This window comes from Pseudoalteromonas qingdaonensis, from assembly GCF_038739665.1.
In the GTDB taxonomy this organism is placed as follows: domain Bacteria; phylum Pseudomonadota; class Gammaproteobacteria; order Enterobacterales; family Alteromonadaceae; genus Pseudoalteromonas; species Pseudoalteromonas qingdaonensis.
The window spans coordinates 124,565-149,548 of sequence record NZ_JBCGCU010000002.1 but is presented as its reverse complement, the minus strand read 5'-3'; the positions used below and the strand labels follow the sequence as shown (position 1 = coordinate 149,548).

21 protein-coding genes, 1 tRNA gene and 1 pseudogene are annotated in these 24,984 nt (G+C 48.4%); 13 read left to right on the top strand and 10 right to left on the bottom strand.

The window, feature by feature from the left end; all coding sequences use genetic code 11:
• Nucleotides 1-4 precede the first annotated feature (4 nt).
• Together WCN91_RS02790 and WCN91_RS02785 are read left to right on the top strand one after the other, a co-directional pair.
• Nucleotides 5-646, top strand: coding sequence for an inner membrane-spanning protein YciB (locus WCN91_RS02790; protein WP_342676066.1), 642 nt, complete (start codon nucleotides 5-7; stop codon nucleotides 644-646).
• Nucleotides 647-704: 58 nt separating this feature from the next.
• A complete protein-coding gene (locus tag WCN91_RS02785) occupies nucleotides 705-1,343 on the top strand; it encodes a CPBP family intramembrane glutamic endopeptidase (RefSeq protein WP_342676064.1) in 639 nt (212 codons plus the stop codon).
• A gap of 18 nt (nucleotides 1,344-1,361) precedes the next feature.
• On the opposite strand, the gene WCN91_RS02780 is transcribed toward WCN91_RS02785, so the two are convergent.
• Nucleotides 1,362-2,786 (bottom strand): sodium-dependent transporter, encoded by a 1,425-nt coding sequence (locus WCN91_RS02780; protein ID WP_342676062.1) that lies wholly within the window; start codon nucleotides 2,784-2,786, stop codon nucleotides 1,362-1,364.
• 244 nt (nucleotides 2,787-3,030) lie between these two features.
• Here WCN91_RS02780 and WCN91_RS02775 point away from each other — a divergent pair, with 244 nt between their 5' ends.
• The 5 genes from WCN91_RS02775 to WCN91_RS02755 all read left to right on the top strand — a co-directional run bounded on the left by WCN91_RS02775 (nucleotide 3,031) and on the right by WCN91_RS02755 (nucleotide 6,195).
• Complete coding sequence (locus WCN91_RS02775; protein ID WP_342676061.1) at nucleotides 3,031-3,333, top strand: YciI family protein; 303 nt, start codon at nucleotides 3,031-3,033, stop codon at nucleotides 3,331-3,333.
• A 184-nt stretch (nucleotides 3,334-3,517) separates the two neighbouring features.
• Nucleotides 3,518-3,769, top strand: a complete 252-nt coding sequence (locus WCN91_RS02770) for a PepSY domain-containing protein (protein WP_342676059.1) — start codon at nucleotides 3,518-3,520, stop codon at nucleotides 3,767-3,769.
• On the top strand, nucleotides 3,769-4,443 hold the full coding sequence (locus WCN91_RS02765) for a response regulator transcription factor (RefSeq protein WP_342676057.1): 675 nt from the start codon (nucleotides 3,769-3,771) through the stop codon (nucleotides 4,441-4,443). The genes WCN91_RS02770 and WCN91_RS02765 overlap by 1 nt, the downstream gene beginning before the upstream one ends.
• Nucleotides 4,437-5,774, top strand: a complete 1,338-nt coding sequence (locus tag WCN91_RS02760; RefSeq protein WP_342676055.1) for an ATP-binding protein — start codon at nucleotides 4,437-4,439, stop codon at nucleotides 5,772-5,774. Before WCN91_RS02765 ends, WCN91_RS02760 begins: the two co-directional genes overlap by 7 nt.
• 1 nt (nucleotide 5,775) lies before the next feature.
• Entirely contained in the window at nucleotides 5,776-6,195 is a 420-nt protein-coding gene (locus WCN91_RS02755) for a hypothetical protein (RefSeq protein WP_342676053.1), read from the top strand.
• Nucleotides 6,196-6,204: 9 nt separating this feature from the next.
• Here WCN91_RS02755 and WCN91_RS02750 read toward each other — a convergent pair whose 3' ends face one another.
• Nucleotides 6,205-7,212, bottom strand: coding sequence for an AI-2E family transporter (locus WCN91_RS02750; RefSeq protein ID WP_425416005.1), 1,008 nt, complete (start codon nucleotides 7,210-7,212; stop codon nucleotides 6,205-6,207).
• A 181-nt stretch (nucleotides 7,213-7,393) separates the two neighbouring features.
• Here WCN91_RS02750 and WCN91_RS02745 point away from each other — a divergent pair, with 181 nt between their 5' ends.
• Nucleotides 7,394-8,284 (top strand): TIGR01777 family oxidoreductase, encoded by an 891-nt coding sequence (locus WCN91_RS02745; protein WP_342676049.1) that lies wholly within the window; start codon nucleotides 7,394-7,396, stop codon nucleotides 8,282-8,284.
• A 24-nt stretch (nucleotides 8,285-8,308) separates the two neighbouring features.
• On the opposite strand, the gene WCN91_RS02740 is transcribed toward WCN91_RS02745, so the two are convergent.
• Together WCN91_RS02740 and WCN91_RS02735 are read right to left on the bottom strand one after the other, a co-directional pair.
• Nucleotides 8,309-10,810: an ABC transporter permease gene (locus WCN91_RS02740; protein WP_342676047.1), complete on the bottom strand. Its 2,502-nt coding sequence runs from the start codon at nucleotides 10,808-10,810 to the stop codon at nucleotides 8,309-8,311.
• Complete coding sequence (locus WCN91_RS02735; RefSeq protein ID WP_342676045.1) at nucleotides 10,800-11,516, bottom strand: ABC transporter ATP-binding protein; 717 nt, start codon at nucleotides 11,514-11,516, stop codon at nucleotides 10,800-10,802. The genes WCN91_RS02740 and WCN91_RS02735 overlap by 11 nt, the downstream gene beginning before the upstream one ends.
• Between WCN91_RS02735 and WCN91_RS02730 the strand changes: the two genes are divergently transcribed.
• On the top strand, nucleotides 11,517-12,167 hold the full coding sequence (locus WCN91_RS02730) for an arylesterase (protein WP_342676043.1): 651 nt from the start codon (nucleotides 11,517-11,519) through the stop codon (nucleotides 12,165-12,167).
• Between the two features lie 104 nt (nucleotides 12,168-12,271).
• Nucleotides 12,272-12,348 (top strand) — tRNA-Pro (locus tag WCN91_RS02725).
• Between the two features lie 377 nt (nucleotides 12,349-12,725).
• Here WCN91_RS02725 and WCN91_RS02720 read toward each other — a convergent pair.
• Both WCN91_RS02720 and WCN91_RS02715 read right to left on the bottom strand, forming a co-directional pair.
• Nucleotides 12,726-13,700: a transposase gene (locus tag WCN91_RS02720; RefSeq protein WP_342676041.1), complete on the bottom strand. Its 975-nt coding sequence runs from the start codon at nucleotides 13,698-13,700 to the stop codon at nucleotides 12,726-12,728.
• 94 nt (nucleotides 13,701-13,794) lie between these two features.
• A pseudogene (locus WCN91_RS02715) lies at nucleotides 13,795-13,941 on the bottom strand (transposase); the annotation flags it as partial.
• A gap of 256 nt (nucleotides 13,942-14,197) precedes the next feature.
• Here WCN91_RS02715 and WCN91_RS02710 point away from each other — a divergent pair.
• Both WCN91_RS02710 and WCN91_RS02705 read left to right on the top strand, forming a co-directional pair.
• Nucleotides 14,198-15,226 (top strand): CNNM domain-containing protein, encoded by a 1,029-nt coding sequence (locus WCN91_RS02710; RefSeq protein WP_342676039.1) that lies wholly within the window; start codon nucleotides 14,198-14,200, stop codon nucleotides 15,224-15,226.
• A gap of 178 nt (nucleotides 15,227-15,404) precedes the next feature.
• The gene (locus WCN91_RS02705) at nucleotides 15,405-16,916 is read left to right on the top strand and encodes a leucyl aminopeptidase (protein ID WP_342676037.1); all 1,512 of its coding nucleotides are present in this window, start codon (nucleotides 15,405-15,407) and stop codon (nucleotides 16,914-16,916) included.
• A gap of 83 nt (nucleotides 16,917-16,999) precedes the next feature.
• Here WCN91_RS02705 and exaC read toward each other — a convergent pair whose 3' ends face one another.
• Complete coding sequence (gene exaC / locus WCN91_RS02700; RefSeq protein WP_342676035.1) at nucleotides 17,000-18,520, bottom strand: acetaldehyde dehydrogenase ExaC; 1,521 nt, start codon at nucleotides 18,518-18,520, stop codon at nucleotides 17,000-17,002.
• Between the two features lie 145 nt (nucleotides 18,521-18,665).
• On the opposite strand from exaC, the gene WCN91_RS02695 reads away from it, so the two are divergent.
• Nucleotides 18,666-19,559, top strand: coding sequence for a helix-turn-helix transcriptional regulator (locus WCN91_RS02695; RefSeq protein WP_342676033.1), 894 nt, complete (start codon nucleotides 18,666-18,668; stop codon nucleotides 19,557-19,559).
• Nucleotides 19,560-19,771: 212 nt separating this feature from the next.
• Here WCN91_RS02695 and WCN91_RS02690 read toward each other — a convergent pair whose 3' ends face one another.
• The 3 genes from WCN91_RS02690 to WCN91_RS02680 form a co-directional block, all read right to left on the bottom strand.
• The gene (locus WCN91_RS02690) at nucleotides 19,772-20,605 is read right to left on the bottom strand and encodes a Tim44 domain-containing protein (RefSeq protein ID WP_342676031.1); all 834 of its coding nucleotides are present in this window, start codon (nucleotides 20,603-20,605) and stop codon (nucleotides 19,772-19,774) included.
• 154 nt (nucleotides 20,606-20,759) lie between these two features.
• Nucleotides 20,760-23,942: an amidohydrolase family protein gene (locus WCN91_RS02685; protein WP_342676029.1), complete on the bottom strand. Its 3,183-nt coding sequence runs from the start codon at nucleotides 23,940-23,942 to the stop codon at nucleotides 20,760-20,762.
• A 231-nt stretch (nucleotides 23,943-24,173) separates the two neighbouring features.
• Nucleotides 24,174-24,677 carry an outer membrane protein gene (locus WCN91_RS02680; protein WP_342676027.1) on the bottom strand — a complete coding sequence of 168 codons (504 nt, stop codon included), beginning with the start codon at nucleotides 24,675-24,677 and terminating at the stop codon, nucleotides 24,174-24,176.
• Nucleotides 24,678-24,984: the final 307 nt, after the last annotated feature.

Sequence of the window (24,984 nt, the reverse complement as noted above, 5' to 3'; positions counted from 1 at the left end):
GGCTATGAGCTCACTAATCGAATATATCCCGCTAATTTTATTTTTTGCCGTTTATAAAATGGTCGATATCTATTGGGCCACTGGGGTCTTGGTCGCTGCCAGCGCCATACAAATGGCCTACGCCTATTTTAAGGAAGGAAAAATCGGCACCCGCCACTGGGTGTTTTTCGCCATCGCCCTGGTGCTTGGCACCATGACCATCTTGTTTCGCGATGAACACTTTATTCAGTGGAAGGCGACCTTTGTCTACGCCATCTTGGCGCTGACGCTTGTTATTTCGCGCTGTTTTTTCAAAAAGAACCTAGTGCAAAAAGCCTTGCTTGGACTGTTAAATTCCGTAGCCGAAAAGCAAACCCAGGCCAGTACCGACAGTAATACAGACAAAAACGCCGGAGGTAACCTCGATAATAATGCCGATAGTAACACCGAGAGCATCACTGTTCCGCAAAAAGTGTGGGAGCAATTGAATGTTTTTTGGGTGCTTTTGTTTAGTGTCATTGCCGCCCTCAATATCTATGTGGCCTATAACTTTTCCCTTGATTTTTGGGTGAATTTTAAGGTCTTTGGGCTGATGGGGATCACCTTTGCTGCCATCATATTTACCATAGTGCGCGTCTACCCCTATTTTCCTGACGAACAGTCATAACCCTGCCTTAATCCATTGCTACACTTAACGCATCACGCTGTAGCAATGGAGCGCTTCCTTGACTAATACCCAGTATCGCTGGCTTGAACTGTTCTGCGTTTTTATCATATTGCCCCTGGTGGGCCTTGCCTTGCGTGAACATTTACAAAACTGGCTGATCCCGGCGCTGATCATTCTCACCGCCGTGTGTTGTTTTATTCTGCTTACCGACCCGCATTTTAAACGCTTTCGCATTACCTCCATGGGCCAGTTTCCAGTAGTGAAAAAACGCATGGCCAGTTTTTTTCTGACCGGCGCCCTGCTCTCAGGTGTGTTGTACGGTATTATCAATCAGGACAACTGGTTTAGTTACCCGCTGCAATCGCCCATGAGCTGGCTGATGCTGCTTATTCTCTACCCCTTGCTCTCGGTATTGCCGCAGGAGTTGATTTTTCGCACTTATTTTTTTCACCGCTATAAGCCGATTATTCCCGATAAGACCAAGCGGGTGTGGCTAAGCGCGGCTGTGTTTGCCCTGGCACATGTGGTCTATGGCAATCTGGTGGCCGTGTTGCTGGCGTTTTTTGGCGGCTTATTGTTTTCTTACACCTATGCCCACTCGCGCTCGACTATCGCCTGCGTGCTTGAACATAGTTTGTGGGGCTTGTGGATGTTTACAATTGGGGCGGGTAGTTATTTGGATGCGGGCGCCATATAGGCACCCGCGTATAAGCGCTTAGAATCCAAAGATACTCACGGCGAAGAACTTGGTCGCCACGGTATTGATAAAGATCAGCAATAAGATAGCTGGGATAAAGGTCGACAGTGAAAAGTTCACGTACTTTTCCATAAAGCTGCCGGCGTAGCCTTCACAACCTTGCGAAAGCTCTTCGCTTAGCTTGGCCTTCTTCCAGCGATACATAACGAATAAACAAACCATCAAACCGTTGAGCGGCAATATGGTGTCATAAAAAACATCATAAACCACATCAAACATGCTCTTATCGCTGCCACCGTAATTGGTCAATTGTGTAAGCCAATCAACCATGCCAAACGACAAGGTGCAGGCCACGGTTAAGACACCTATGGCGCCGGCTAACACCACTAGTGCTTTTTTACGGCTATAGCCTTTTTCTTCAATCAAGGTCGCGGTCGGTACTTCGACAATAGACACCAAGGAAGTGATGGCGGCGAAGAACACCAATAAGAAGAACACAAAGGCGACAATGGATGCACCCACGTAACCTATATCGGTTTGCAGTGCCAGAAGAATTTGCGGCAGGTAGACGAAAATCATGGATACAGAAGACTCGGATAATTCGCTCGGATCCGTGTTCGGATTAAAGCTGAAGATAGCCGGAAGCACCATAAGACCCGCGGTAAAGGCCACCAAAGAATCGGTGATCGCCACCATTTTCGCGCCACTGACGATATCATCTTTTTTCGAAATATAAGAGGCGTAGGTCATCAGGATACCCATGCCCAGCGACAGCGAGAAAAACGCCTGAGATAGCGCGCCATTTAGCACACTGGCATTCATCTTAGAGAAATCAGGCACCACATAGTAACGCACCCCGGCCATGGCGTTGTCCAAGGTCAGTACATAGGCCACTAGGGCAATCAATAAAACAAACAGAGCAGGCATTAAAAACTTTGCCGCCTTTTCTATGCCGTCTTTTACCCCGCCAACCAGGATAAGATTGACCACCAGGGCCACCACCAGCATATAGGCAAAGACACTGTATTCATTGATAAAGCGCCCAAAGTTATCGGGATCGGCCAAGGCATCAAGGTTACCGAAAGCGGTTTGTGCCAAATAACCGAAGATCCATACCGTGATCACCATATAGAAAACGGCAATCATAAAGGGAGTCAATACCGCTAAAATACCGGCACCGCGCCAACGGGGGGAATTTCCCGATAGCTGGCGATAAGCACCGTAAGGGTCTTTTTGCGCCTTACGACCCATGGCCATTTCCGCCATCATCACAGGCAGACAAATAAAGGCCACAAACAGGGCATAGACAATTAAGAAGGCACCACCACCATTTTTAGTGGCCGATACAGGGAAACCCACCAGGTTACCGATACCAACCGCCGAACCAGCGGCGGCGAGAATAAAGCCCAGGCGCGAGCTAAAGTGTTCACGTTTTTCGCTCATAGAAAAACCTTGTTATTATTTTAACCCGACTCTAGCAGTGTTAAAGCGGCCTTTTCAAGCTTTATAGATGTATTAAGGCCCAGTAAATCAGTGCGTCTATGTTTACAGCGTAAATTTCAGTCATTCGCGCCTTTAGGTGCTTGCTAAATCACCTATGCAAGGGTCATTGCACGATAAAAATTTACAAGCGCCCTCAATGCTGGCTATCATTGAGGTAATTCATACCAACTACTTGGTTTTATTTATGTTATACATGATTTACTCAAGCGATGTTGAAAACTCGCTGGAAAAACGCCTTGAAGCCCGCCCTGCTCATTTAGCTCGTTTACAGGAGCTTGATAGCCAGGGTCGCTTGTATGTAGCCGGTCCGCTTCCCGCCGTTGACAGTAACGACCCAGGTGATGCTGGCTTTACCGGCTCGCTGGTTATTGCCGAGTTCGACTCGCTGCAACAGGCACGAGAATGGGCTGCTGAAGACCCGTATATCGCCGCCGGCGTTTACGACAATTCCGTGGTTAAACCATTTAAGAAAGTGCTCGGCGCATAAGTTCAGTATTCGGTGTAATAAGTTCAGTAAAGGTTAATTGCTGTACCGTATGCTAACCAATATGCCACCGCCTGTAGCTATGCCTACGGCTTAGCCTTTGGACTTATCCTCGATTAATCCAAGGGATAAACCACAGGTTAACCCATATTAGGTTACCGAAGATTCACCGGGAGCTCTTTGAATCATGTTAAGACTAATCGCAGCCATCTTTATCACATTTACACTGTCTCTGAGTGCGGCCCACGCCGGTTCGCCCGCCAAGGTGATCGATAAGAAACAGGCAGTGACGATTGCGAAAGAAGCCGAAAACGGTAAAGTTTTAAAAATTTCGGAACAAAAGGATAAATTTGTTGTTCGAATCTTAAACCCCAAAGGCCGAGTTATCGACATCATTGTCTCTAAACGCACGGGGCAAGTTGAGAAGGAAAATAATTAATGCGTATTTTAGTCATCGAAGACGATTTGCATTTAGCAGACAACTTACGTAGCGCTTTAGAAAAAGAGCGTTATAGCGTGGATTTATGTAACGACGGCGAAGCCGGTTTATTCCACATTTGCGAATACCCGCTGGATATGGCAGTGGTAGACTTAGGCCTACCAAAAATTGACGGCATCGAAGTAATTAAACAGGCCCGTAAAAACGGCGTTGATATTCCTATTCTAATTTTGACTGCTCGCGATCGCTGGCAGGACAAGGTAGAAGGCCTGGATGCCGGTGCCGATGATTACCTGACCAAGCCTTTCCATGTTGAAGAGTTGATCGCCCGTTGCAACGCCTTAATTCGTCGCAGCGCCGGACAGGCCAACCCGGAAATTAACAATGGTCCTATCCGTATTCATACCCGCTCGCAGCAGGTCTGGGTTAACGACCGTGAGCTTAATTTAACCGCTTACGAATACAAGGTATTGGAATACCTTATGGTTAATCCGCAAAAGGTTATTTCAAAATCGGAATTGACCGAGCACATTTACGATCAGGACTTTGACCTGGACTCCAACGTTATCGAAGTATTCGTACTGAGGTTACGTAAAAAGCTGGACCCTGAAGGCACGCTAAACCCTGTTGAGACCCTGCGTGGTCGAGGTTACAGGTTGCGCTCCCAGTGGTAGAGAACCAGGTTTCACTAAAAATAAGACAAGGATTTATCCTTGTCTTTTTGTTGATCGTGGCAATGCCCATTCTCTTTGTCTCCATCGGCAATGCCTACCGCGCCTCCCTGATTGAGGCCACAGAAAAAACCCTCGAAGCACACCTCTATTCCTTAATTTCCGAAGTTGAATACTCGGAGCAAGGAGTGGAAATGCCACGCAGTATTCTTGCCCCTGAGCTTAACCGTGTCACCTCAGACACCTATGCAATGATCTACGCCGGTGAGCAACAACTGTGGCAAAGTGAATCGGCACTCAATACCGACTTTAAACCAGACCTTTTTATCACCGAAACCGGTAAATCTGATTTTCGTATGGTCACCCATAAGGGTAAAAAATATTGGCAGCTGTCGCTTACGGGCATTCTTGGCAATCTCGACCAGGATATAGAAGCACGTTTTATTCTGGTAAAAAGCAATGATGCCATTTTGCGCCTGATGGAAGGCTTTAAACAAACCTCCATCAATTGGATGTTGATCATGGGCGTGGTGATCACCGCCTTGATGATTATCGGTTTTATCTGGAGCTCTCGCCCCCTGCAGCGTCTGGATAAAGAAATTAAGGCCATAGAAAGCGGCGACAGCATGAGCATTAAGGGCCATTATCCAGTAGAGCTGCAAACCATAAAAGCAGATTTGAATCTGTTATTGGAATCCCAGCAACGACAAAAGGAGCGTTATCGCGCCTCTTTAAGCGACCTCGCCCACGCCCTGAAAACCCCGTTGGCGGTATTAAAATCAAGCCCATTGGCGCTAGATAGCGATGCCCAGGAGCAACTCGACCGCATCAATGTGATGATCGAGCACCAATTAAAACGGGCCGCCACCGGCGCCTCCGATACCTGGAAAAAACAAACCCTGATCAAACCGGTTGCCGACTCCATCTTTAACGCCATGAGCAAGGTATATCGCGACAAGAATATTCAATTTAGCCTTGAGGTGAGCGATAAACATTTCTTCCTTGGTGATAAAACAGATTTAATGGAATTGCTTGGCAACCTGGTGGATAACGCCTGTAAGGCCTGCGACTCAAAAGTAAGCCTTAAGGTAGTGCAGATGAAAAAACGCCTGCGTTTGATCATTGAAGACGACGGACCCGGTGTGCCAGAGAATAAACGTGAATTATTATTGCAGCGCGGTACCCGCCTGGATAGCTATGAAAGCGGGCACGGTGTCGGCATGGCCATAGTTGCCGATTTGGTCAAGGGCTACCATGGGCACTTAACCATAGGCGACAGCCCCCTTGGCGGCGCTCTATTCGAGCTAGAATTTGATTATCAGGAAACCAGTTAGCGTGATGACATCCTATACACAGCGCTTTTTGGCTTTGGCGCTGCTTGGCAGCGCCTTTGCAAGCCATGCGGTTCAAGCGCAAGAGACACAGTGCCAGCTAAACGACACAACACCTCAGGCGCAGCGTGACTATCTGCAGTGTTTGGACTCTGCTTTGCAAGGGATAGAGCAACAATTACAGGCCTGGTCTAATAAACGCCGCCTGCAGTTAGAAGCGGAAGCCAAGCATTCTGGCCTGACTAAGGCACTGGATATCTTTTTACGTGCCGAGCGCAGCTTTGACACTTACCTGGAAGACAGCTGCAGATGGCGTTATGTACGTCTGTTGCCGAACAGCCAAAAAGCCGCCGGCGCTTACAAACAATGTAAATTACATTTATTTGAGCAGCGCCTGGCCAGCCATAAGCAGGAATTGGAATAAGCTCAGTTTCTAGCTGGGCTTATTAATACTTTCGCCATCGCTACCTAACAAGGTGGCTATCCAGTGCCCTTCTTCACTCTCTTCAAGGGCAATCTTCACCACCATGGTCAGTGGCACCGACAACAGCATGCCGACACTGCCAAGCAGCCAACCCCAGAAAATTAATGATAAGAATACCACCAAGGCCGACAAGCCCAGGCCTCGACCCATAAAACGCGGCTCTATCATGTTGCCCATCACTGTATTGATCAAGATATAACCACCACCCACTATGGCCGCGGTCAGCGGACTTTGAGTAATAAGCGCCAGTAACACCGCAGGAATGGCGGCGATAATAGAACCTATATTAGGAATATAGTTGAACATAAAGGCAACCACGCCCCAAAGCAGGAAGTAGTCGATATCCAGCAGCCAGAGCATAAAGGTAACTAAAATACCTGTGGCCAAGCTCACTAGGGTTTTAATCGCCAAATAGGAATTGATAGAGGCAAGAAAACGGTCGATTTGCGCCATTTTCATGTCCGGATCATCCATCGCTAGGTGGATTTTATTACCTATGCTTGGCCCCTCAAAAAGCATAAACACCACAGTGACTATGATTAAAAACAGGTTCGCCATCACGCCACCGAAGCCGGTGAGCATATTGGTGGCCACATCTATCATCTTGGCCGGGTCAAACATGGCCATAATTTGCGACTTATCGAGGAAAATATTGTATTGCGCTAAGGTGTTGACCAGCCATTCAAACTCGCTTTTTAGCTGCTCTTTGTATTGGGGTAATTGCGCCGAAAAGTCATTCACCGACTGCCCTACCAAGCCCGCCAAACTTAAAATCAAGCCAAAAACCAACATGATCACCAGAACAATGGCCAAGCCTTTGGGAATACGATAACGCCCCAGAGCATTGATCAAGGGGCTACAGATCACCGCAATAAACACTGAGAGAATAAAGGGGATCACCAGGGGGCTGGCTATTTTAATCCCGGCCAAGACGATCACCAGGGAGGCCAACACCATTAAACTTTTACTTGCTCCAATAAAGCTAGGCACGGTTAATTCCTTTTTGTTATTATTGGCCTAGTTTAAGCGACTTAATAGGGAAAATAAACTCTTGATATGGGGAAGAAAATACAAGTAAACGACACAGTTTCAAAAATGTCCTACACTTGTATAGAAGGCCTTGGCATCGTAAAGCACCATGAATATTCTGATCACCGGAGCCACCGGACTCATTGGCTCCGAGCTCTATAAACACCTATTAAACCATCATAGCGTGACGGTACTTACGCGCACGCCCGCTAATGCCTATTTGAAACTCGGGCACCGCATCGAAGCGGTACGCAGCCTGGACAAGGTTGATTTCAATGATACCGATGTGGTGATCAACCTCGCCGGTGAGCCCATAGTCAATAAGCGTTGGACGCCAGAGCAAAAGCAGCGGGTCTATGACTCTCGAATTGCCCTCACCGAGGAAATTGCCGAGCGTATAAACCAGGCCGAGAAGAAACCCAAAACCCTGATCTCCGGCAGTGCCATAGGCTATTACGGCCGTCAGGGCGAGCAGGTGATTGGCGAAGATTACGAACATTGTTATGACGAGTTCAGCCACCAGCTGTGTAAAGACTGGGAGCAAGCGGCGCAAAAGGCACAAACCCGAGTCTGTTTGCTGCGTACCGGCATAGTGCTTTCTGCCCGTGGCGGCGCGCTGACAAAAATGCTGCCGGCATTTCGCTGTGGTCTCGGCGGGCCTTTAGGCGATGGTAACCAGTATATGTCCTGGATCCACCTTGATGATATGGTGCAGGTGATCATGTATTTAATCAAATACGAGCATATCAGCGGCCCCATCAATGCCACCGCCCCACACCCGGTGAGCAATGAAGAATTCAGCAAAACCCTAGCACAAATACTGCGCCGTCCCGCCTTTTTGCGTATGCCCAAAGCCGCACTGCGGCTGTTAATGGGAGAAATGGCCGACCTTATGCTGTACGGGCAAAACGTGCAGCCCAAACGCATGCTCAAAGAAGGCTTTCGCTTTCGCCATCCCGAGCTAAGACCGGCCCTTGCCCAGATCCTCAGCCGCCATTAGCGGCCTAAGGTTCAAACTGGCCGACTACATGATTTTACGCAGCAAACCACTGGTGTTTTTATTCAGTGTGCGGGCAATCATGGTGTAGCCCAGCACAGCGACAAATAAGGCACCTGATAAAGGGCCAATCAGCCAGATATCCGGATGCAGCTTGCCCGGCAGTTCAAACAAGGTGCGCTGCACGATAAACAAGGCGATATCACTGATTAGCGCCGCAACCACACCGGCCACCAAACCAAGCAAGAGAAACTCATACAGGGTTGCATGACGAATAAGTTGTCCACGAGCCCCCAAGGTACGAAGTATCACCACCTCTTGCATGCGCTCACCTAGACTCGCCTGCACCTGAGAAATAAGCACCAAGGCACCGCAAACTACAACAATGGCAAGCACAAAGCCGATCGCCAAAGAGACTTGCTCTATGGTTGAGCGAATTTGATCGACAAAGTTATCAACATCTATGGCTGTGATGGTCGGATACTGGCGCAGCAACTGGGTAAAGGCCTTGCTCTCCCCCTCATCGATGCGCGCTGCGGCAATATAGGTCGCGGGGAAATCCGCCAGCACATCCGGGCTTAAAATCATAAAGAAGTTCGGCTTTAAGGTAGACCAGTTCACCTCGCGGAAACTAGTGACCTTGGCCTCAAAACTCTGCGCGCCAATTAAAAAACTAACTGAGTCGCCAAGCTTTATATCCAAACGTTCGGCCATGGACTGCTCCACCGACACCTCGCCACGGCTTTGCTCGCTAAACCATTGTCCGCCACTTAAGGTGTTATGACTTGGCATCTCGCTCACCCAGGTCAGGTTGAGTTCGCGACCCACGCCGGAGCGTGCTTCCTCGTCTTTTTTCTCATTGTCCTCTAAAGACACCTCTCGAGCCACGGGCTCGCCATTAATGGCGTTAACACGACCGCGAATAGTGGGATAAAAACGCGACACCTCAATGTCTTTATCCGCCAAATAGTCACTGACGGGTTGTTTCTCTTCCTCTGTGATGTTCACTAAAAAGGCGTTCGGCGCATCCGCCGGCAGCTGAGATTGCCAGTCATTGATCATGTCGTTTTTCAGTACGATTAAAAACAGCAGCAACTTGATGGCCAGGGCAAAACTGATCAGCTGCACCGCATTGGCATTGGCCCGCTTTTGAATCGAGGCAATTGCCAAAGACCAGCTGTTCCCCGGGCTTAAGCCGAGCTTACGGCCACCGCCAAAAATCAGCTTGGAAAGGATAAAGAGCACCAAAACCAACGCCGCCGAGGACAAGAATAAAATGAGTGTGATCATAATCTTACCGCTGAACAGCCACATTAAAGCAAAGACGGTAAAGGCAGACAGAGCAAGGTGAATCTTACTCACCAGTAAACGGTCACCCAGGTTGCGACGTAAGACCCGCAGCGGCGGAATATCAAAAAGATCCAGCAGCGGCTTAATGGAGAACATTACAGCGCACACCACGCCGATAAACACCGCACTTAACCAGGGGCGCATTGACGCCGGGGGCAATTGCACATCCATATTGGCGGCCATGTAATTGCCCGCCGCATACTGTAGGCCATACCCTGCCGCTAAACCAAGCGCCAGCGAAAAGCCACACACCAAGGCCAGATGCAGCAGATAGATATTGCGAATTTGCGAGCGCGCTCCGCCTAAGGTTTTCATCATGGCCACTGGGTCATACTGTCGCTCACAATAACGCTTTGCCGACACCGCAATGGCCACGGCAGCGAGAATAATGCCAAGCAAGCCCGCCAAGAGTAAAAATCGCTCCGAGCGCTCAAGGGAGTTAGAAATGGGTGACTGTCTGTCTTTAACCCCATACCAGCGTTGATTCTCGGCCAGTTGGGGTTTTAACAACTGATAAAAGGCCTCGACCTTGTCGCTCTCGCCGGCATACAACTGGCGATAAAACACCCGACTGCCAGGCTGGATGACCTGCGTTTTTTCTATATCCGCTTCGTTTAGCAGCACACGGCGACTGCCGGAGAAAATATTAAAGGGCGCGTCCGGCTCTTCACTTAAAATGGCGCTGACCACAAAGCTCGCGGCGCCAAGCTCTACGCTGTCGCCCACCGCCAAATCCAGTGAATACATCACCGACTCATTGAGCCAAACCGAGCCTGGCTCGGGGCCGCCCTTAGCAGCCTGCTCTGGGGCATCAAAATCACGTTTGATCAGCAACTCGCCCTTAAGGGGATACGCTTGTGAAGCCGCCTTGATGGCCGCCAATTGCATGCGCTCATTGGCAAACAGCATGGTATCGAAAAAGGTAAGCCGGGCGGTTTTCAACCCCATATTTTGCGCCTGCTCTTGATAATTCTCAGGCAAGGCATGGTTACTGGCCAAGGCACGGTCAGCGGCGATAAAGGCGTTAGATTTTTGCAAAATAGCCTGGCCGATACGGTCGGTGACCGATGACAGGGTTAACACTGTCATCACCGCCAAAGCAATGGCGGCGCAGATCACCGTCAGCTCGCCACGGCGTAACTCTCTGAAAAATAATCGTATTGCTAACTTAGCCCACATGCGCGCGCTCCTGAGGCTCACGTAATTGGGTTAGCTCACCGCCCTCAATATGCAAGATGCGCTCACAGCGATTGGCCAGAGCTTCATCATGGGTTACCAGCACCAAGGTGGTGCCCTGCTGCTGATTGAGCTCAAATAGTAATTCTTCAATCAGCTTGCCATTTTTGCTGTCGAGGTTAGCCGAGGGCTCATCGGCAAAAAGGATTTTTGGAGTACCAACAAAGGCACGAGCAATAGCCACCCTTTGCTGCTCACCACCGCTGAGTTGCGATGGGTAATGTTCAATACGATGACTTAAGCCCACTTTTTCGAGCAGTGCCAAGGCCTGCTCTTTGGCGTCTTTTTGATTGGCAAGCTCAGCTGGCAACATCACGTTCTCAAGGGCACTTAGGCTTTGTACCAGCATAAAAGATTGAAACACAAAACCGACCTTTTGCGCCCGCAAGGCTGCACGACCTTCTTCATCAAGACTCTCTAGGGCATCACCATCAACGATAATACTGCCGGAAGTGGCTCTATCAAGCCCAGCCAACAGGCTAAGCAGGGTTGATTTACCCGAGCCCGAAGCGCCCACTATGGCCACCGACTCGCCCGGCTTGACATTAAAGCTGATGTCGTTGAGGATCGTTAAATCGCCGTCAAGCGTATTAACGGATTTGGTTAATTCTTTGACTTGAATAATGTTTAATTGAGATAACGCTGACATATGAATGCTTTAATCCTACGTATTTTACTCGTCCTATTAGTTGTCACTAAACCATTTATTGCTTGGGCTGACAACCAAATCCTGATCCTAGGTGACAGCTTAAGCGCTGCCTATGGTCTAAAACAACACCAAGGATGGGTGCAATTGTTACAAGATACGTATGAAGAGCAAAAAAAGCCCATTAAATTAATCAATGCCAGTATCAGCGGCGAAACCACAGGCGGCGCACTAAGGCGCCTAGAGGGCATTTTAGCCAGCCACCAGCCCAGCCATGTGCTGATTGAACTGGGCGGCAACGACGGCCTACGTGGTTTTCCTATTCCTAAAATGCAGCAAAACCTCACGGCCTTAATAAAGCAAAGCCAAGCGGCCGGTGCCGATGTGGCGGTGATGGCCATTCGCATCCCGCCCAATTATGGTCCCCGCTACACACAAATGTTTGAGGCCAGCTTTGCCACCGTGGCAGAACAGCACGGCGCTCATCTGCTGCCTTTTTTTGTCGAGCAAGTCGCCACCGACGGCTCCTTGATGCAAAACGACAATATTCATCCCAATGCCGAGGCCCAGCCGCTGCTGCGCGATATTATGGCCGAACATATTGATACCTGGTTGGCCGCTTCCCAATTAAGTTCAACTAACGCGGATAAATAAGACGCAAAAAGCGAAAAAACCTTATCGATATGAATAATTTATAAGCAAACGATTCAACACCCACTTGCAATTGCAAAATTTATCCGTACTATTGCAGTCCTAGTCGGCATATAGCGCAGCTTGGTAGCGCACTGTCATGGGGTGTCAGGGGTCGCAGGTTCAAATCCTGCTATGCCGACCATTCTTCTCCCCCTGAAATCAATAAGTTATATCAATTTTCTCTTTCTCATAATTCACAATACAACCTTTACATTTTCCAATCTGTAGCCAGAAAATAAACAAGACACCCATCCTATAGAAAATAAACAAGACACCCACTTTAAAATTGAGCTTTCACAAAAATTAAACAAGACACCCATCCTAAAGAAAATAAACAAGACACCCACTTTAAAATTGAGCTTTCACAGTAGGATCTGATACACACCTTTCAATCGTATTTAGCTCTGTGCAGCCGTATTTTCGATGATTTGCCTTACGTTGATATATTTTCGTGAATTTCTGGCGTGCGAAGTCTGCATCTTGTGAACACAGTTAATAATAGGGAAGAGGAAACGGTGTTTAAGCAAAGAGCGCTTGGCTGTTGCTTAAATCTACACGTCGTTTTCGGTGTTGATGATGGCTGTAGGTCGTTAGTGCTTCTTCCTTACCTACCGCACCATGAAATACCTTGGTAAATGAAGTGGTCAGCACCAGCCAATTCGCCGGGCAGATATCGAGCCGTTCCAGTATGGGGGCTGCGTCAGATGAAATATGACCTGGTTTATCTTTGTGCATACAGCGTCCAGTCCACTCAATCAGCTCTAAGTAGCTCTGTAGCTCAAAAGGCAAACCCTTAGGCATGTTTTTGCGTGGATTACCAACAAAGGGCATTAATGCGGTGGGTTGCTGACCCTGCTTTGCTGAAGCGATTCTAGTTTTCACGCTGGTGTAGTCGGATTGTTCAGGTAAATCAGCAGCTTTTGCACGAACAGGGTTTAAGTCCACATAGGCTAAACAGGCAACCAGGGCAGCTTCATCAAGAAGGGCTTGGGATTTAAAACGTCCCTCCCAAAAACGGCCGGTGCAGTCATCTTCGCGGTTAGCTTGACGGGCAATCCCTTCATTGAGCACGCGCATAAACCAGCTGATATCGCTGAGACGCTCCCGATAAATCCTGACTCGACCTTGTAGGGCAGCCAACTCTACGGTATCAAGCTGCTCTCCTTGTAAAAAGCGCTGACAGAGCACGGTGCCTTTAAATAGTTTATGCCAGCGCAGCAGAATCTCCTTATCAGTTAGATCCTGGGATTTGCGCTTATCCACATGCAGCACGACATGAGTATGGTTGCTCATTACCGCGTAAGCACACACATCAATGCTGAAAATTTGTGCTAGCTGTAGCACCTTACATTCAACCCATTCGCGGCGATGTTCATAAGAGCGGCCGGTCAATGCATCTATGCCACATAAAAATGCGCGCCGTACACAGCGAGAAATACAGTGATAATAAGAAGTATCAGCCAAACTGATTTGGTTTTTCCGAGGCGTTGCCATGATCCACTCCTCCTTGAGTAGCACCTTCAAAGTGTAGTCAATGGGTCTGGAAGTGTGAAATCTTGGAGTGGGTGTCTAACTTATTTCTGCTTATTTTCTCAACCCAATCACGGCGATGTTCATAAGAGCGGCCGGTCAATGCATCTATGCCACATAAAAATGCACGCCGCACACAGCGAGAAATACAGTGATAATAAGAAGTATCAGCCAGACTGATTTGGTTTTTCCGAGGCGTTGCCATGATCCACTCCTCCTTGAGTAGCACCTTCAAAGTGTAGTCAAAGGATCAGGGATATGTGCAATATTAGAATGGGTGTCTAACTTATTTCTATTAGAATGGGTGTCTAACTTATTTCTGCTTATTTTTTAAGTGGGTGTCTTGCTTATTTTGTTTCTGCTTATTTTTTAAGTGGGTGTCTTGCTTATTTTGTTTTAACCCAAAGATCGTTAACTAAACTAACAAGAAGTTACTTTTCCACAGGCCTATACAACCATCTATGCTATTGCTCATTGCTTTCGCCGTACTCTCTATTGCCGTGTCTTTTTTGTGCTCAATTTTAGAAGCGGCATTGCTCTCCATTACACCTAGCTATATCGCTAAGCAAAAATTAGAAAATCCCCTTCGCTATCAGGCACTGAAAAAGCTAAAAGACAGAATTGATCAGCCATTGGCCGCCATCCTTACGCTCAATACGGTGGCTCACACGGTCGGCGCTGCCGGGGTTGGCGCCCAGGTCACGGTCGTCTTCGGTAATGGTTATCTGGGTATAGCCTCGGCGGTGATGACAATTCTTATCCTATTACTATCAGAAATTATCCCAAAAACCATAGGCGCCCTGTTCTGGCGCCAACTAGCTGTGGTACTGCCGCCAATACTCAACGTCTTAATCTGGATACTCAAACCCTTTATTTGGATTTCAGACAAAATCACCCGCTTACTCGGTGGCAGCGCCAGTGAAGAAGACTTGCGCTCAGAAATTAAAGCTCTGTCCTCTCTTGGTACCGAGCTTGGTAGTGTCGATGAGACCGAGCACAGGGCGATCAGCAATATTCTCGATTTACATACCATCAAGGTACACGAGGTGATGACGCCTCGGATCGTCTGTGAAACGCTAAAACCTGACTTACCGCTGGACGATATTCGCGACAAAGTACTCAAAAGTCAGTTCACCCGCTTTCCCATCCTGGATAAAGATGAGGCTCCCCACGGCATGCTTTTTAAATCAGATCTGATTATGGTGGGCGACAAAGAATACGCAATTGACTTTGCTCGACCGGCTAAGGTCGTATCCAACAATACTAGCTTGAAACACCTACTTACCCAGCTTATAGCAGAGCAACATCATATGTGTTTGGTGTATGACGAGTATGGCTCGTGGCAAGGGTTAATCACCATGGAAGATATTATCGAGACCATTATCGGCCGCTCAATTGTCGATGAAACGGATCAAATCGCAAATATGCGTCGCTATGCTCGACGACGCTGGCAAAAGCAGAAAAAATCACAAAGAAAATCACAGGAATAGTTTTTCGCTCTCGCTTTAACCGCACATTTAGCTGTAGCTTTCACACTCTGCGCACACCACTTTGGCCTTATTACCCGTCACTAACCGTGTTTTTGGGGCATTCGCCGACTATTTGTTATCAAACGTCTAAAAATAAGGTAAAAATGCGCGCGATTTAGGTATTAAGGAGAGCATTATCATGTTGCGTAAATTTACTCTTAGCGCTATTGCCCTGGCCACACTGGGCACAGCCAATGCGTACGCCGCCGAATTTAGCTTTGATGGCAAAAACAATAACAACACCCTAATTTTGCTACAAAGCAAGGAGCAGGCTAAGCCACAAGCAGGTTTAAGCGAAAGCACCCAAACACATCTGGAAAAAGCCCTGACAGCCGCTGACTTTGAGGCTGAGTACGGTAAAACAGTGGAAGTTCTTGCCCCTGTTGGCAGCGACTATGCGCGTATTCTGGTAGTAGGTTTAGGTGAAAAAGACGAGCTAAATGCCGCCGCCATGGCAAAACTAGGCGGTGATATTCATGGCCAACTTAAAGCCGATAAAATCACTCAGGTTGACTTGGCCTTTGCCGACGTACAAGGCCAGCTAAGCAATGCGCAACTGGCAGCCCAGTTTGCCCACGGTGCCAACCTTCGCGATCACAGCTTCGATGTCTATAAAAAAGACGCAGAAAAAACCACCGTCAGCTACCACTTTAGCGTTGCTAACGCCGAGCGTGCTCAAGCAGCTTACCAAGCCTTGGCTCATATCGAGCAAGGCGTATTTCTAGCTCGCGATCTAACCTCAGAAGTGGCCACGGAAATGACTCCGGTTGATTTTGCCAAAGCCGCTAAAGACCTTGAGCAATACGGTGTAAAGGTAACCGTACTTGAGCCAAAACAGCTTAAAAAGCTGGGCATGGGCGCCTTAGAAGGCGTTGGTCGAGGCAGTGAGCATGGCGCCCGCCTTGTTGTTGCCCACTATAAGGGCTCAGATGAGGCGCCTATCGCCTTGGTAGGTAAAGGTATTACTTTCGACTCAGGCGGCTACAGCATTAAAAGCGGCCCGTCTATCGCACGTATGAAGTCAGATATGGCCGGTGCCGCTGCGGTACTGGGTACGGTTAAAGCCATGGCGCTGAGCAAGGCCGATGTCAATGTCGTTGCGGTAATGGGTATGGCAGCGAACATGGTTTCTCAATACGCTATTGCCCCAGGTGATGTGCTGCGCACCGCAGAAGGCTTAAGCGTAGAAGTGGTGAACACCGACGCCGAAGGTCGTCTGGTACTGAGCGATGCCATGTGGTACGCCCGCGAGCATTATAAACCGGAGATCATGGTGGATGTAGCCACATTAACCGGCTCTAAGGTACGCGCCCTAGGCGATCGCTACAGCGCCGTATTCTCTGAAGATGATCAGCTTATCAGCGAGCTTACCGCCGCTGGTAAAGTAGTAAATGAACAAGTATGGCGTCTGCCACTGGGCTACAAAGACATGCTGAAGTCGGATATTGCCGACTTGCAAAATATCGGCTCGGGCGGCCCAGGTGCAACCACTGCCGCTTCTTTCTTACAACACTTTGCCGGTGACACCCGTTGGGTACATATAGATATCGCCGGTAATGCCCTGTCCAGCAAGGCCAAAGGCGAAGTGAATGTCGGCGGTACAGGTTACGGTGTACGCCTGCTGAGCGAATGGATTTTAAAAACCAAATAAGCTCACAGATGAAAAAGGTGGCCAAGGCCACCTTTTTTGTTGGTTGGGTAACCAGCTAGAAAGTCTAGATCAGACAGCCCAGGTTAGAAGAAACCCAAAGCATTATCCGAGTAGCTGACCAAGAGGTTTTTGGTCTGTTGATAATGTTCCAGCATCATCTTGTGGTTTTCTCGCCCTACTCCGGATTTCTTATAACCACCAAAGGCCGCATGAGCCGGATAATGGTGGTAACAGTTGGTCCAAACCCGACCCGCTTCTATGGCGCGGCCCATGCGATAAGCCCGATTCATATCCCGCGTCCACAAACCAGCCCCTAAGCCAAACTCAGTGTCATTAGCAATGGCAATGGCATCGGCTTCATCCTTAAAGGTGGTGACACTCACTACCGGGCCAAAAATTTCTTCACGGAATACCCGCATCTGATTAGTGCCCTTAAACAGAGTCGGTTGTATATAGTAACCCTGACTAAATTCATTATCGAAATGCTCCGCATCGCCACCAATAAGCACCTCGGCGCCCTCGTCTCGGCCTATGCTAAAGTAGCTCATGATCTTATCGAACTGCTGCTGCGACGCCTGGGCACCGACCATGGTTTCGGTATCAAGGGGATTTCCGCGCTTAATCTGCTTGGTACGCTCCACTACTTTGGCGATAAACTCATCATAGATGCTTTCTTGCACCAATAAACGCGATGGACAAGTACAGACCTCACCCTGGTTGAAAAACGCCAGCACCGCGCCTTCCACACATTTATCGATAAACTCATCCGATTGCTCAAGCACATCTTCAAAGTAGATATTGGGCGATTTACCGCCAAGCTCCACCGTTGACGGGATAATGTTTTCGGCGGCACATTTTAAGATATGCGCACCCACAGGCGTCGAGCCGGTAAAGGCGATTTTGGCGATACGGGTACTGGTGGCCAGGGCTTGTCCGGCCTCGGCGCCATAGCCATTAACCACGTTAAGTACACCTGGTGGAAGCAAGTCACCTATGACCTCAACCAGCTTTAAAATCGATACCGGAGTTTGCTCTGCAGGCTTTAGCACCACACAGTTACCAGCAGCCAAGGCTGGCGCCAGTTTCCATGCAGCCATCAGCAGCGGGAAGTTCCACGGGATGATCTGCCCGACCACGCCCAAGGGCTCATAGAAATGATAGGCCACTGTGTTTTCGTCGATATCCCCTATACTGCCCTCTTGGGCACGAATACACCCGGCAAAATAACGGAAGTGATCCACCACCAAGGGAATATCCGCATTCAGGGTTTCTCGCACCGCCTTGCCGTTATCCCAGGTTTCTGCCACCGCCAACTGCTCTAAATTGGCCTCGATACGGTCGGCAATTTTCAACAGCATGTTGCTGCGCTCAGTGACCGAGGTTTTGCCCCAAGCGGCTCTGGCCTGATGCGCCGCATCTAATGCCAATTCTATGTCTTTATCGTTCGAGCGCGGCACTCGGCAGAAGACTTCACCTGTCACCGGCGTGGTGTTATCAAAATAATTGCCATCCACAGGCCCCACCCAGGCCCCACCAATGTAGTTCTCGTATTGGGCGGCAAAAGACACCACGGCGTCGGTTGAATTAGGTTTTGCATAAATCATTGTTATTGTCCTTCTTTGCTGCAATCCCTTTAACGCTAGACCAGTTTGGTGATAAAAACTTGATTAGCATTCCATCTTGCTTGACTCCAAGTACACTTTTTGGCCATGCTAGAGCATGCTTTGATCACGGCAAAGGAGCCTAGCGATGCCAGCAGCCATACACCCAGATGCAATTGAGCGCCTCGATACCTTGGTCGATCACCGCTCGGTATTTAACGCCGATGGCGTGCAATTGTGTTTATACGACACCTATGAGCACAGTGACGGTGTGCCCTTTAAGGCCGACGAAATTATGTTTTGCGCCATGATCCAAGGGCGCAAAGTAATGCACCATTCGAGCTTGAGTCAGGGTCAGGACTTTATCCCCGGACAGAGCTTTGTAATTGCGCCACAAGAGCATGTAGCCATAGACTTCCCCGACGCCACCTTGAGCACACCGACCCGTTGTTTGACCATAGAAATAGACACCCAAAAGCTGCATCAGGTAGCTGGGCAAATGCGCCTGCAAAGCGATAATGAGGCGTCCACGCAAACCGCCACCTTGCAACTGAATCACAGCGCCAGCACACAAGGCGTGTATCAAAGATTAATTGAGGCATTTAGTGAAAATGAAAAGGACAGAGGCTTACTCATCGAGCTTGCCAGCACCGAATTACTGGTGCGCTTACTGCGTGAGCAAGAGCATAGCAAGTTACTAAGCTGCGCCCAGCAAGACCCTCAAGCCACGCTTTGGCATGCTGTGGTGGCCCATATTGAGCATCATCTCGGTGGCCTTATTGATGTCGATACCCTGTGCAGCCTGGCCTGCATGTGCCGCAGCAAGTTTTTTAACGCTTTTCGCCAGCGCTTTGGGGTCAGCCCTCAAGCCTATATTCTTAAGCGCCGCTTAGAGCGGGCCCAGCTGTTACTCAATCAGGGCAAGTCGGTGACCAATGCCTGCTTTGAAACCGGCTTTAACAGCGTCAGTCATTTTAGCCGCAGCTTTAAGGGCCATTTTGGCGTATCGCCGCGGGACTACCGTCAGCAAGGAGTGAGTTAAACCAATTCACTTAAATAGCTAATCATTCTAGCGGGCTAAATATCGTGCTCACAGCGTTGTAATTTTTCTATGTAGAATAACTACATAAGAAAAAATTCCGCCTTGTTATCACATCATTTATCCAGCGCTATCTCTGATCACATACTTAACGAATTGGTATTAAACTAAAAAGGCCGCAGATGCGGCCTTTTAAAAGTAAATTAGCAGTGAGCTTAATCAACCAAGTCTTCGGTGCCGACAATCAACCAAGGCGCCGCTTCGCTGTTTTTACGCTCCATATGCCAAATCTCATCGATGCGCTCTTTAGAGTGCGCGATACGGTCTTGATACTGGCCGCTAAAGTGAATGCTGATAGCCCAGACATTATTGTCGCAGCTGGCGCGGACAATATTGGCATCAACAAACAAGACCTCGGTGAGCACTTCACCCTGCTCGGCGCGCAGCGCCTTAAATTCCTCGATAAGCTCAGGAGCTAAATACTCGGACACCAGCTCAAGGTTATTGTCATTCCAGGCTTGTTGAATGGTGACATAATGCTCTTTGGCGGCGCGTATAAAGCCCACCTGATCAAAGTTTGGCGGCAGTTGCATAGGCACAGAGCTTGGTTGCGGCTGAGCCTGAGCCGAGGCACTGCTTTGCTGCCATTGACCGTGACCTGCATAGGCCTGGCCTTGTGGCGTCGCCATCATGGGACGCGGCTGGTTTTTACGCATCGCCGAGCGAATAAACTTGAACAGCAAGAAGCCAATGCCCGCCAGCAATAAAATTTCCAGCAGTTGCATACCTTCAAAATCATCGCCCATCATGGCAGCGATAAGGCCACCGGCCAGCAGGCCGCCTAGCACACCGGCCATAATGCCTTTTTTGCTTGAAGTTTTCTTCGCCGCCACGGTTTTGGTGTCCGTGGTTTGCTGCTTTTGCGTGGTTTGTGTTTGCTCGGTTTTACCCGTAGTGCGTTTTGAACCAAACTTTTTACGCGCTTGGGCATCGAAGCTGGCGGTAAATAACACGCTCAATAGCGTTAACATAAGTACCAGATTTTTCATGGTTATCCTTAAAAATAAATACTGGCGCCAGTGTACCCTAGCAGCCCCCTAAGGCAAGTAATTCAGGATATCTGGCAAGCTATATGCCCAGTTTTTAGGTATAAAAAAGGCCCGTAAAATACGGGCCTAAGTTGAATATTAAACCGAGAAGGAGTTATTCAAAAAACAGCTTGGTACGTGCTTTTTTACCTACTTCCGTCATGGTTTCGGCGTCATATAAACGACCGTTTATCATGGTGTATTGCACCTTATCGGACTGACGAATATCGCTGAGAATATCGCCGTCAATCACAATCAAGTCCGCCAGTTTACCCTCTTCCAAAGAGCCAAGGTTTTTATCTAAACCTAAGGTTTTGGCCGGATCTATGGTGGCGGTGCGGATCACTTCAAGAGGCGTCATGCCGCCTTGGGCAAACATCCACATTTCCCAGTGTGCCGCCAGGCCTTCACGTTGACCGTGGGCACCCACATTCACTAATACGCCTTGGTCTTGCAACTCGCCGGCAACACGGGCGTTATTGAAGTGGTTATAGTGATGATCAGGCGCCTTAGTACGACGCATAGAGCGCGGTAACAACTGGTTCTTAGGCACAAACTTGCTTAGACGTGGGTGATTCCATACATCTGTTTTGTCGTACCAATAGTTCTCACCCCAAATGCCGCCGTAAGCCACGCCCAATGTTGGCGTGTAAGCCACGTCGCTTTGCGACCACAGTTGGCGAATATCTTCATAGATATTGGCAACAGGAATAGAGTGTTCAATAGTCGTGTGACCATCAACAACCATGGTTAAGTTGTGCTGCAGTAATGAACCACCTTCAGGGACGACCATCATGCCCAATTCACGGCCTGCTTCAATCACTTGCTGGCGTTGATCGCGACGTGGTTGGTTGTATGACTTCACACTAAACGCGCCCACTTTTTGTAAACGCTCAAGGTGGAATTTCGCATCATCCAGTGAGTCAACATGCGAGGTGTAACCCGGCATATTCGCACCGTACAAAATGGTACCCGTTGAGAAGATACGTGGGCCAACAATCTCGCCAGCCTTTTGCATTTCACTGGCTGCAAAGATTTCTGTGGTGTCGTTACTTGGGTCATGAATTGTTGTTACACCCAATGACAAGCCTGCGAGGTTCTTCCAGTTTTGCTCAGGAATGATTTCATCGCTACCTTGGCCACCGTGAGCGTGTGCATCAATAATCCCCGGCATGATTGTTTTGCCAGTTACATCAATAACTTCAGCTCCCTTTGGAATACTTACATCGCCTTGCGCACCCACGGCTTTAATGTGCTTGCCGTCAGTTAGTACTACACCATTTTCAATGACTTCCTCGCCGTTCATCGTGATCACCTTGGAACCGACAAGAGCAATCATACCCTCTGGCTCGGCCATGGCCTTTTTAAAGCCGATGTTGTCACCACTTTCTACTTTGAAATTAGCATTTTCATCTGCTTTGATATTGAAGATGCCATCGAGGGAAGCATGATAAAGCTCTGGGCCTAGGCTCCAGTACAAACGGTCGCTCGCGCCACTCCAACTGATGTTTTCACCTGCACGAACAGATAATTGCTCCACTGGGAATTGGCTGTCTTTCGGGCCGATATTGATGGTTTTACCGCGTTCAACAAATGGCGTTACGAAAACTTTAAAACGCTCTGCAAATGCAAGGTACTCGCCGTTTGGTGAGATACGGAATTCAGTCGCATGCTCAGACTCGTATAACTTGCGAATTTTCTTACTCTCTAGCTCAACAACGCTGAACGCCGGTTTTGGCCAGGGGCTCATTACGTAGATACGGTCGTTATCTTTACCGAATTGTGGCTGATAGCCGTGCTCTGTGATTAGCTCAGGCTTTTCGGGATCGTCTATGTTCACCGCGTAGATACCCGGTTTTAACGACCACTCCGGCGCCAGCAAACTGCTGCCGGATGATTTTCTAAAGACCAGAGTTTCACCATCTAGGCTAAAGGCCGGCTCAACGTATTTGCCCGGCTCTGTGGTTAGGGTGTCACCGCGGCCCGAGCGTGCAGAAACAACACGCACACTGCCTTGCTTCTCATCATCCCAAGTGACATAGGCAATTTGCTTACCATCACGTGAGAAGGTTGGGAAAAATTCAAAGTGATCGTCTTGCTTGGTTAGGCGTTTAACCTTACCCGATTCAAGGTCGCGCTTGTAGATATGACCCATAGCCTCGAAAATTGCGGTTTCACCGTCTGGCGATACCTGCACATTGCGCAGCATTTTTACGTCAAATTCATCGGTATCCAGGTTTTGCGTGAAACGCAGCGCCTTTTGAATTGACTTGGTGGTTTCAACCTCAAAAGCGATTTCTTCACTCTCGCCGTCATCTACATCCAGCTTATGGATTTTACCGCCGGCCCAAAATACCAGTGACTCATTATCCGGGGTCCAGGCCATGGTTGGATATACGCCGTGAATGGCCCAGGTTTCCTGCATATCACGCTCAAGTTTATCGTATAGCTTGGTTTCTTTACCTGACTCTAAATCATAAAGGTAAAGCGTGCTTTGGAAGTCATCGCGCTTGATATAAGCCAAAGTCTTGCCATCGGGCGACGGCGTTGGACGAATGGCTCCACCTGTGCCGCTTAGGATAGTGTCGATTTCACCGGTTTCGCGGTCATAACGCTTAATCTTGTAAATGCCTTGCACCGAGTCTTTGGAATAGTGGAAGGTCTTTCCTGGGGTGTCATCCTGAGAAAAATACACATAACGGCCATCCGGTGAAAACGCCGGCTCGCCCAGGTCTTTTTGATCGTTCGGGCGCTCTGTTAATTGCACGCCGGAGCCGCCAGCTTTGTGATACATCCATACCTCACCCGCACCAAGTGAACGGCTTGCAGTAAAGTGCTTACGAGCAACGATGAAGTCGCCATCTGGACTCCAAGCAGGACTGTTAAGCAAGCGGAAAGACTCTTTAGTAACTTGTGTTTGTTCCGAACCGTCTAGGTTCATAATCCAAATGTTGTCACCACCGCCTTGGTCAGAGGTAAACGCAATATGCTTGCCATCTGGGCTAAAGCGCGGCTGCATTTGCCAGCCGATGTCTGATGTTAGCTGTGTCGCTTTACCACCGCTAACAGGCATAGTGTAAATGTCACCAAGAAGGTCGAACACTAAGGTTTTACCATCGGGTGACACATCCACGTTCATCCAAGTACCTTGGGTGACGCTGATTTTTGCATCTAAAAATTCACCCTGAGGGCTGTCAACTTGCCATTTTTTATCATCTTTTGCGGCTTCATCAGCATGAACCGTTGGCAAAGCGAGTGAGATAGCCAATGCCAAGGCGCTGTATAATGGAGTCTTCATATGATTCTCTGATTAGGTTTAGTTATTATCATTGCCTACTAAAACAAAAACCATCGCAAAGGGGAAGCAACATCGGCTTAATGGGCAAAAATCAGAGATAGAAATAAGTGAGGGGGAATACTCGGCCTAAGTTTCAAATTTACGAAACACGAGTAAATTTGAAAGTAGTTAGGTTGAGCGTTTAACAAATTTACCTGCTAAACGCTCCAATAGCTATGCGAGAAGGATTAATTAAAAATCAAACTTCACTGCAAGGCTCACCACATCAACACCATCAAACTGTTCATAAGACAGTTCTGCAGCCATGTTGTTGCTGAAGTTGTAACCTATGCCGCCACCTAGACCAAATTCCCATTCGTCTTCTGTGGCAGACTCACCGTAACCTGATGCTTTAACCTCAAGGTTTGCGTAAGAAGGAGCGCCATAAAGATAAAGACCGCTCTCTAGCTCATATTGACCACGAAGTGATAAAACCACAAAGCTTTCAACTTCAACTTTGACTCCGTATAGGTCGTCATCACCCATACCCGTACCTAGACGTAGTTCAGGCATAAAGTAAAAGTTTTCACCTGACTTGAATTTGTAACCTAAAGAGCCAACCAAAGCATCAAGGCTGATGCTATCACCACCCTCACTGTCAGATAGATTTACATATCCTACACCCGCCTGCCAGTTTGCCTGTGAAGCGAACGATGTACCAATCAATGCCAATGCAGCTAATGTTTTTTTAAACATGTCTTTCCCTTATGCTCCATCAATTAACGATGGTTTGAATTTCACGAGTGAGGAAAAGTCTGTTCTGAAGAATGCGAGTGTTGCAGCTGATGCCTTCACCAAGTGGCATACTCATTAGTAGGCTAAAACAAGTGAGCACCATACATTCCATGTAGATCCGAACTTTCCCTGTACACCTAACGAGAACTGTCTTTAAAACAACGATTTTTCGCTAGGACGCGCATATTAACAACATAAACTGACTAATACCAAGGCCATGCTCGTGCATTTAGCTTAACAAAAGCAGTATCTTGTATATAAATAATTA

Excerpts from the sequence above, each read along its gene's own strand:
- WCN91_RS02790 (WP_342676066.1), top strand. The coding sequence starts at position 5 with ATGAGCTCACTAATCGAATATATCCCGCTAATTTTATTTTTTGCCGTT.
- WCN91_RS02780 (WP_342676062.1), bottom strand. The coding sequence starts at position 2,786 with ATGAGCGAAAAACGTGAACACTTTAGCTCGCGCCTGGGCTTTATTCTC.
- WCN91_RS02775 (WP_342676061.1), top strand. The coding sequence starts at position 3,031 with ATGTTATACATGATTTACTCAAGCGATGTTGAAAACTCGCTGGAAAAA.
- WCN91_RS02770 (WP_342676059.1), top strand. The coding sequence starts at position 3,518 with ATGTTAAGACTAATCGCAGCCATCTTTATCACATTTACACTGTCTCTG.
- WCN91_RS02765 (WP_342676057.1), top strand. The coding sequence starts at position 3,769 with ATGCGTATTTTAGTCATCGAAGACGATTTGCATTTAGCAGACAACTTA.
- WCN91_RS02750 (WP_425416005.1), bottom strand. The coding sequence starts at position 7,212 with ATGGTGTTGGCCTCCCTGGTGATCGTCTTGGCCGGGATTAAAATAGCC.
- WCN91_RS02745 (WP_342676049.1), top strand. The coding sequence starts at position 7,394 with ATGAATATTCTGATCACCGGAGCCACCGGACTCATTGGCTCCGAGCTC.
- WCN91_RS02740 (WP_342676047.1), bottom strand. The coding sequence starts at position 10,810 with ATGTGGGCTAAGTTAGCAATACGATTATTTTTCAGAGAGTTACGCCGT.
- WCN91_RS02735 (WP_342676045.1), bottom strand. The coding sequence starts at position 11,516 with ATGTCAGCGTTATCTCAATTAAACATTATTCAAGTCAAAGAATTAACC.
- WCN91_RS02730 (WP_342676043.1), top strand. The coding sequence starts at position 11,517 with ATGAATGCTTTAATCCTACGTATTTTACTCGTCCTATTAGTTGTCACT.
- WCN91_RS02720 (WP_342676041.1), bottom strand. The coding sequence starts at position 13,700 with ATGGCAACGCCTCGGAAAAACCAAATCAGTTTGGCTGATACTTCTTAT.
- WCN91_RS02710 (WP_342676039.1), top strand. The coding sequence starts at position 14,198 with ATGCTATTGCTCATTGCTTTCGCCGTACTCTCTATTGCCGTGTCTTTT.
- WCN91_RS02705 (WP_342676037.1), top strand. The coding sequence starts at position 15,405 with ATGTTGCGTAAATTTACTCTTAGCGCTATTGCCCTGGCCACACTGGGC.
- exaC (WP_342676035.1), bottom strand. The coding sequence starts at position 18,520 with ATGATTTATGCAAAACCTAATTCAACCGACGCCGTGGTGTCTTTTGCC.
- WCN91_RS02695 (WP_342676033.1), top strand. The coding sequence starts at position 18,666 with ATGCCAGCAGCCATACACCCAGATGCAATTGAGCGCCTCGATACCTTG.
- WCN91_RS02690 (WP_342676031.1), bottom strand. The coding sequence starts at position 20,605 with ATGAAAAATCTGGTACTTATGTTAACGCTATTGAGCGTGTTATTTACC.
- WCN91_RS02685 (WP_342676029.1), bottom strand. The coding sequence starts at position 23,942 with ATGAAGACTCCATTATACAGCGCCTTGGCATTGGCTATCTCACTCGCT.
- WCN91_RS02680 (WP_342676027.1), bottom strand. The coding sequence starts at position 24,677 with ATGTTTAAAAAAACATTAGCTGCATTGGCATTGATTGGTACATCGTTC.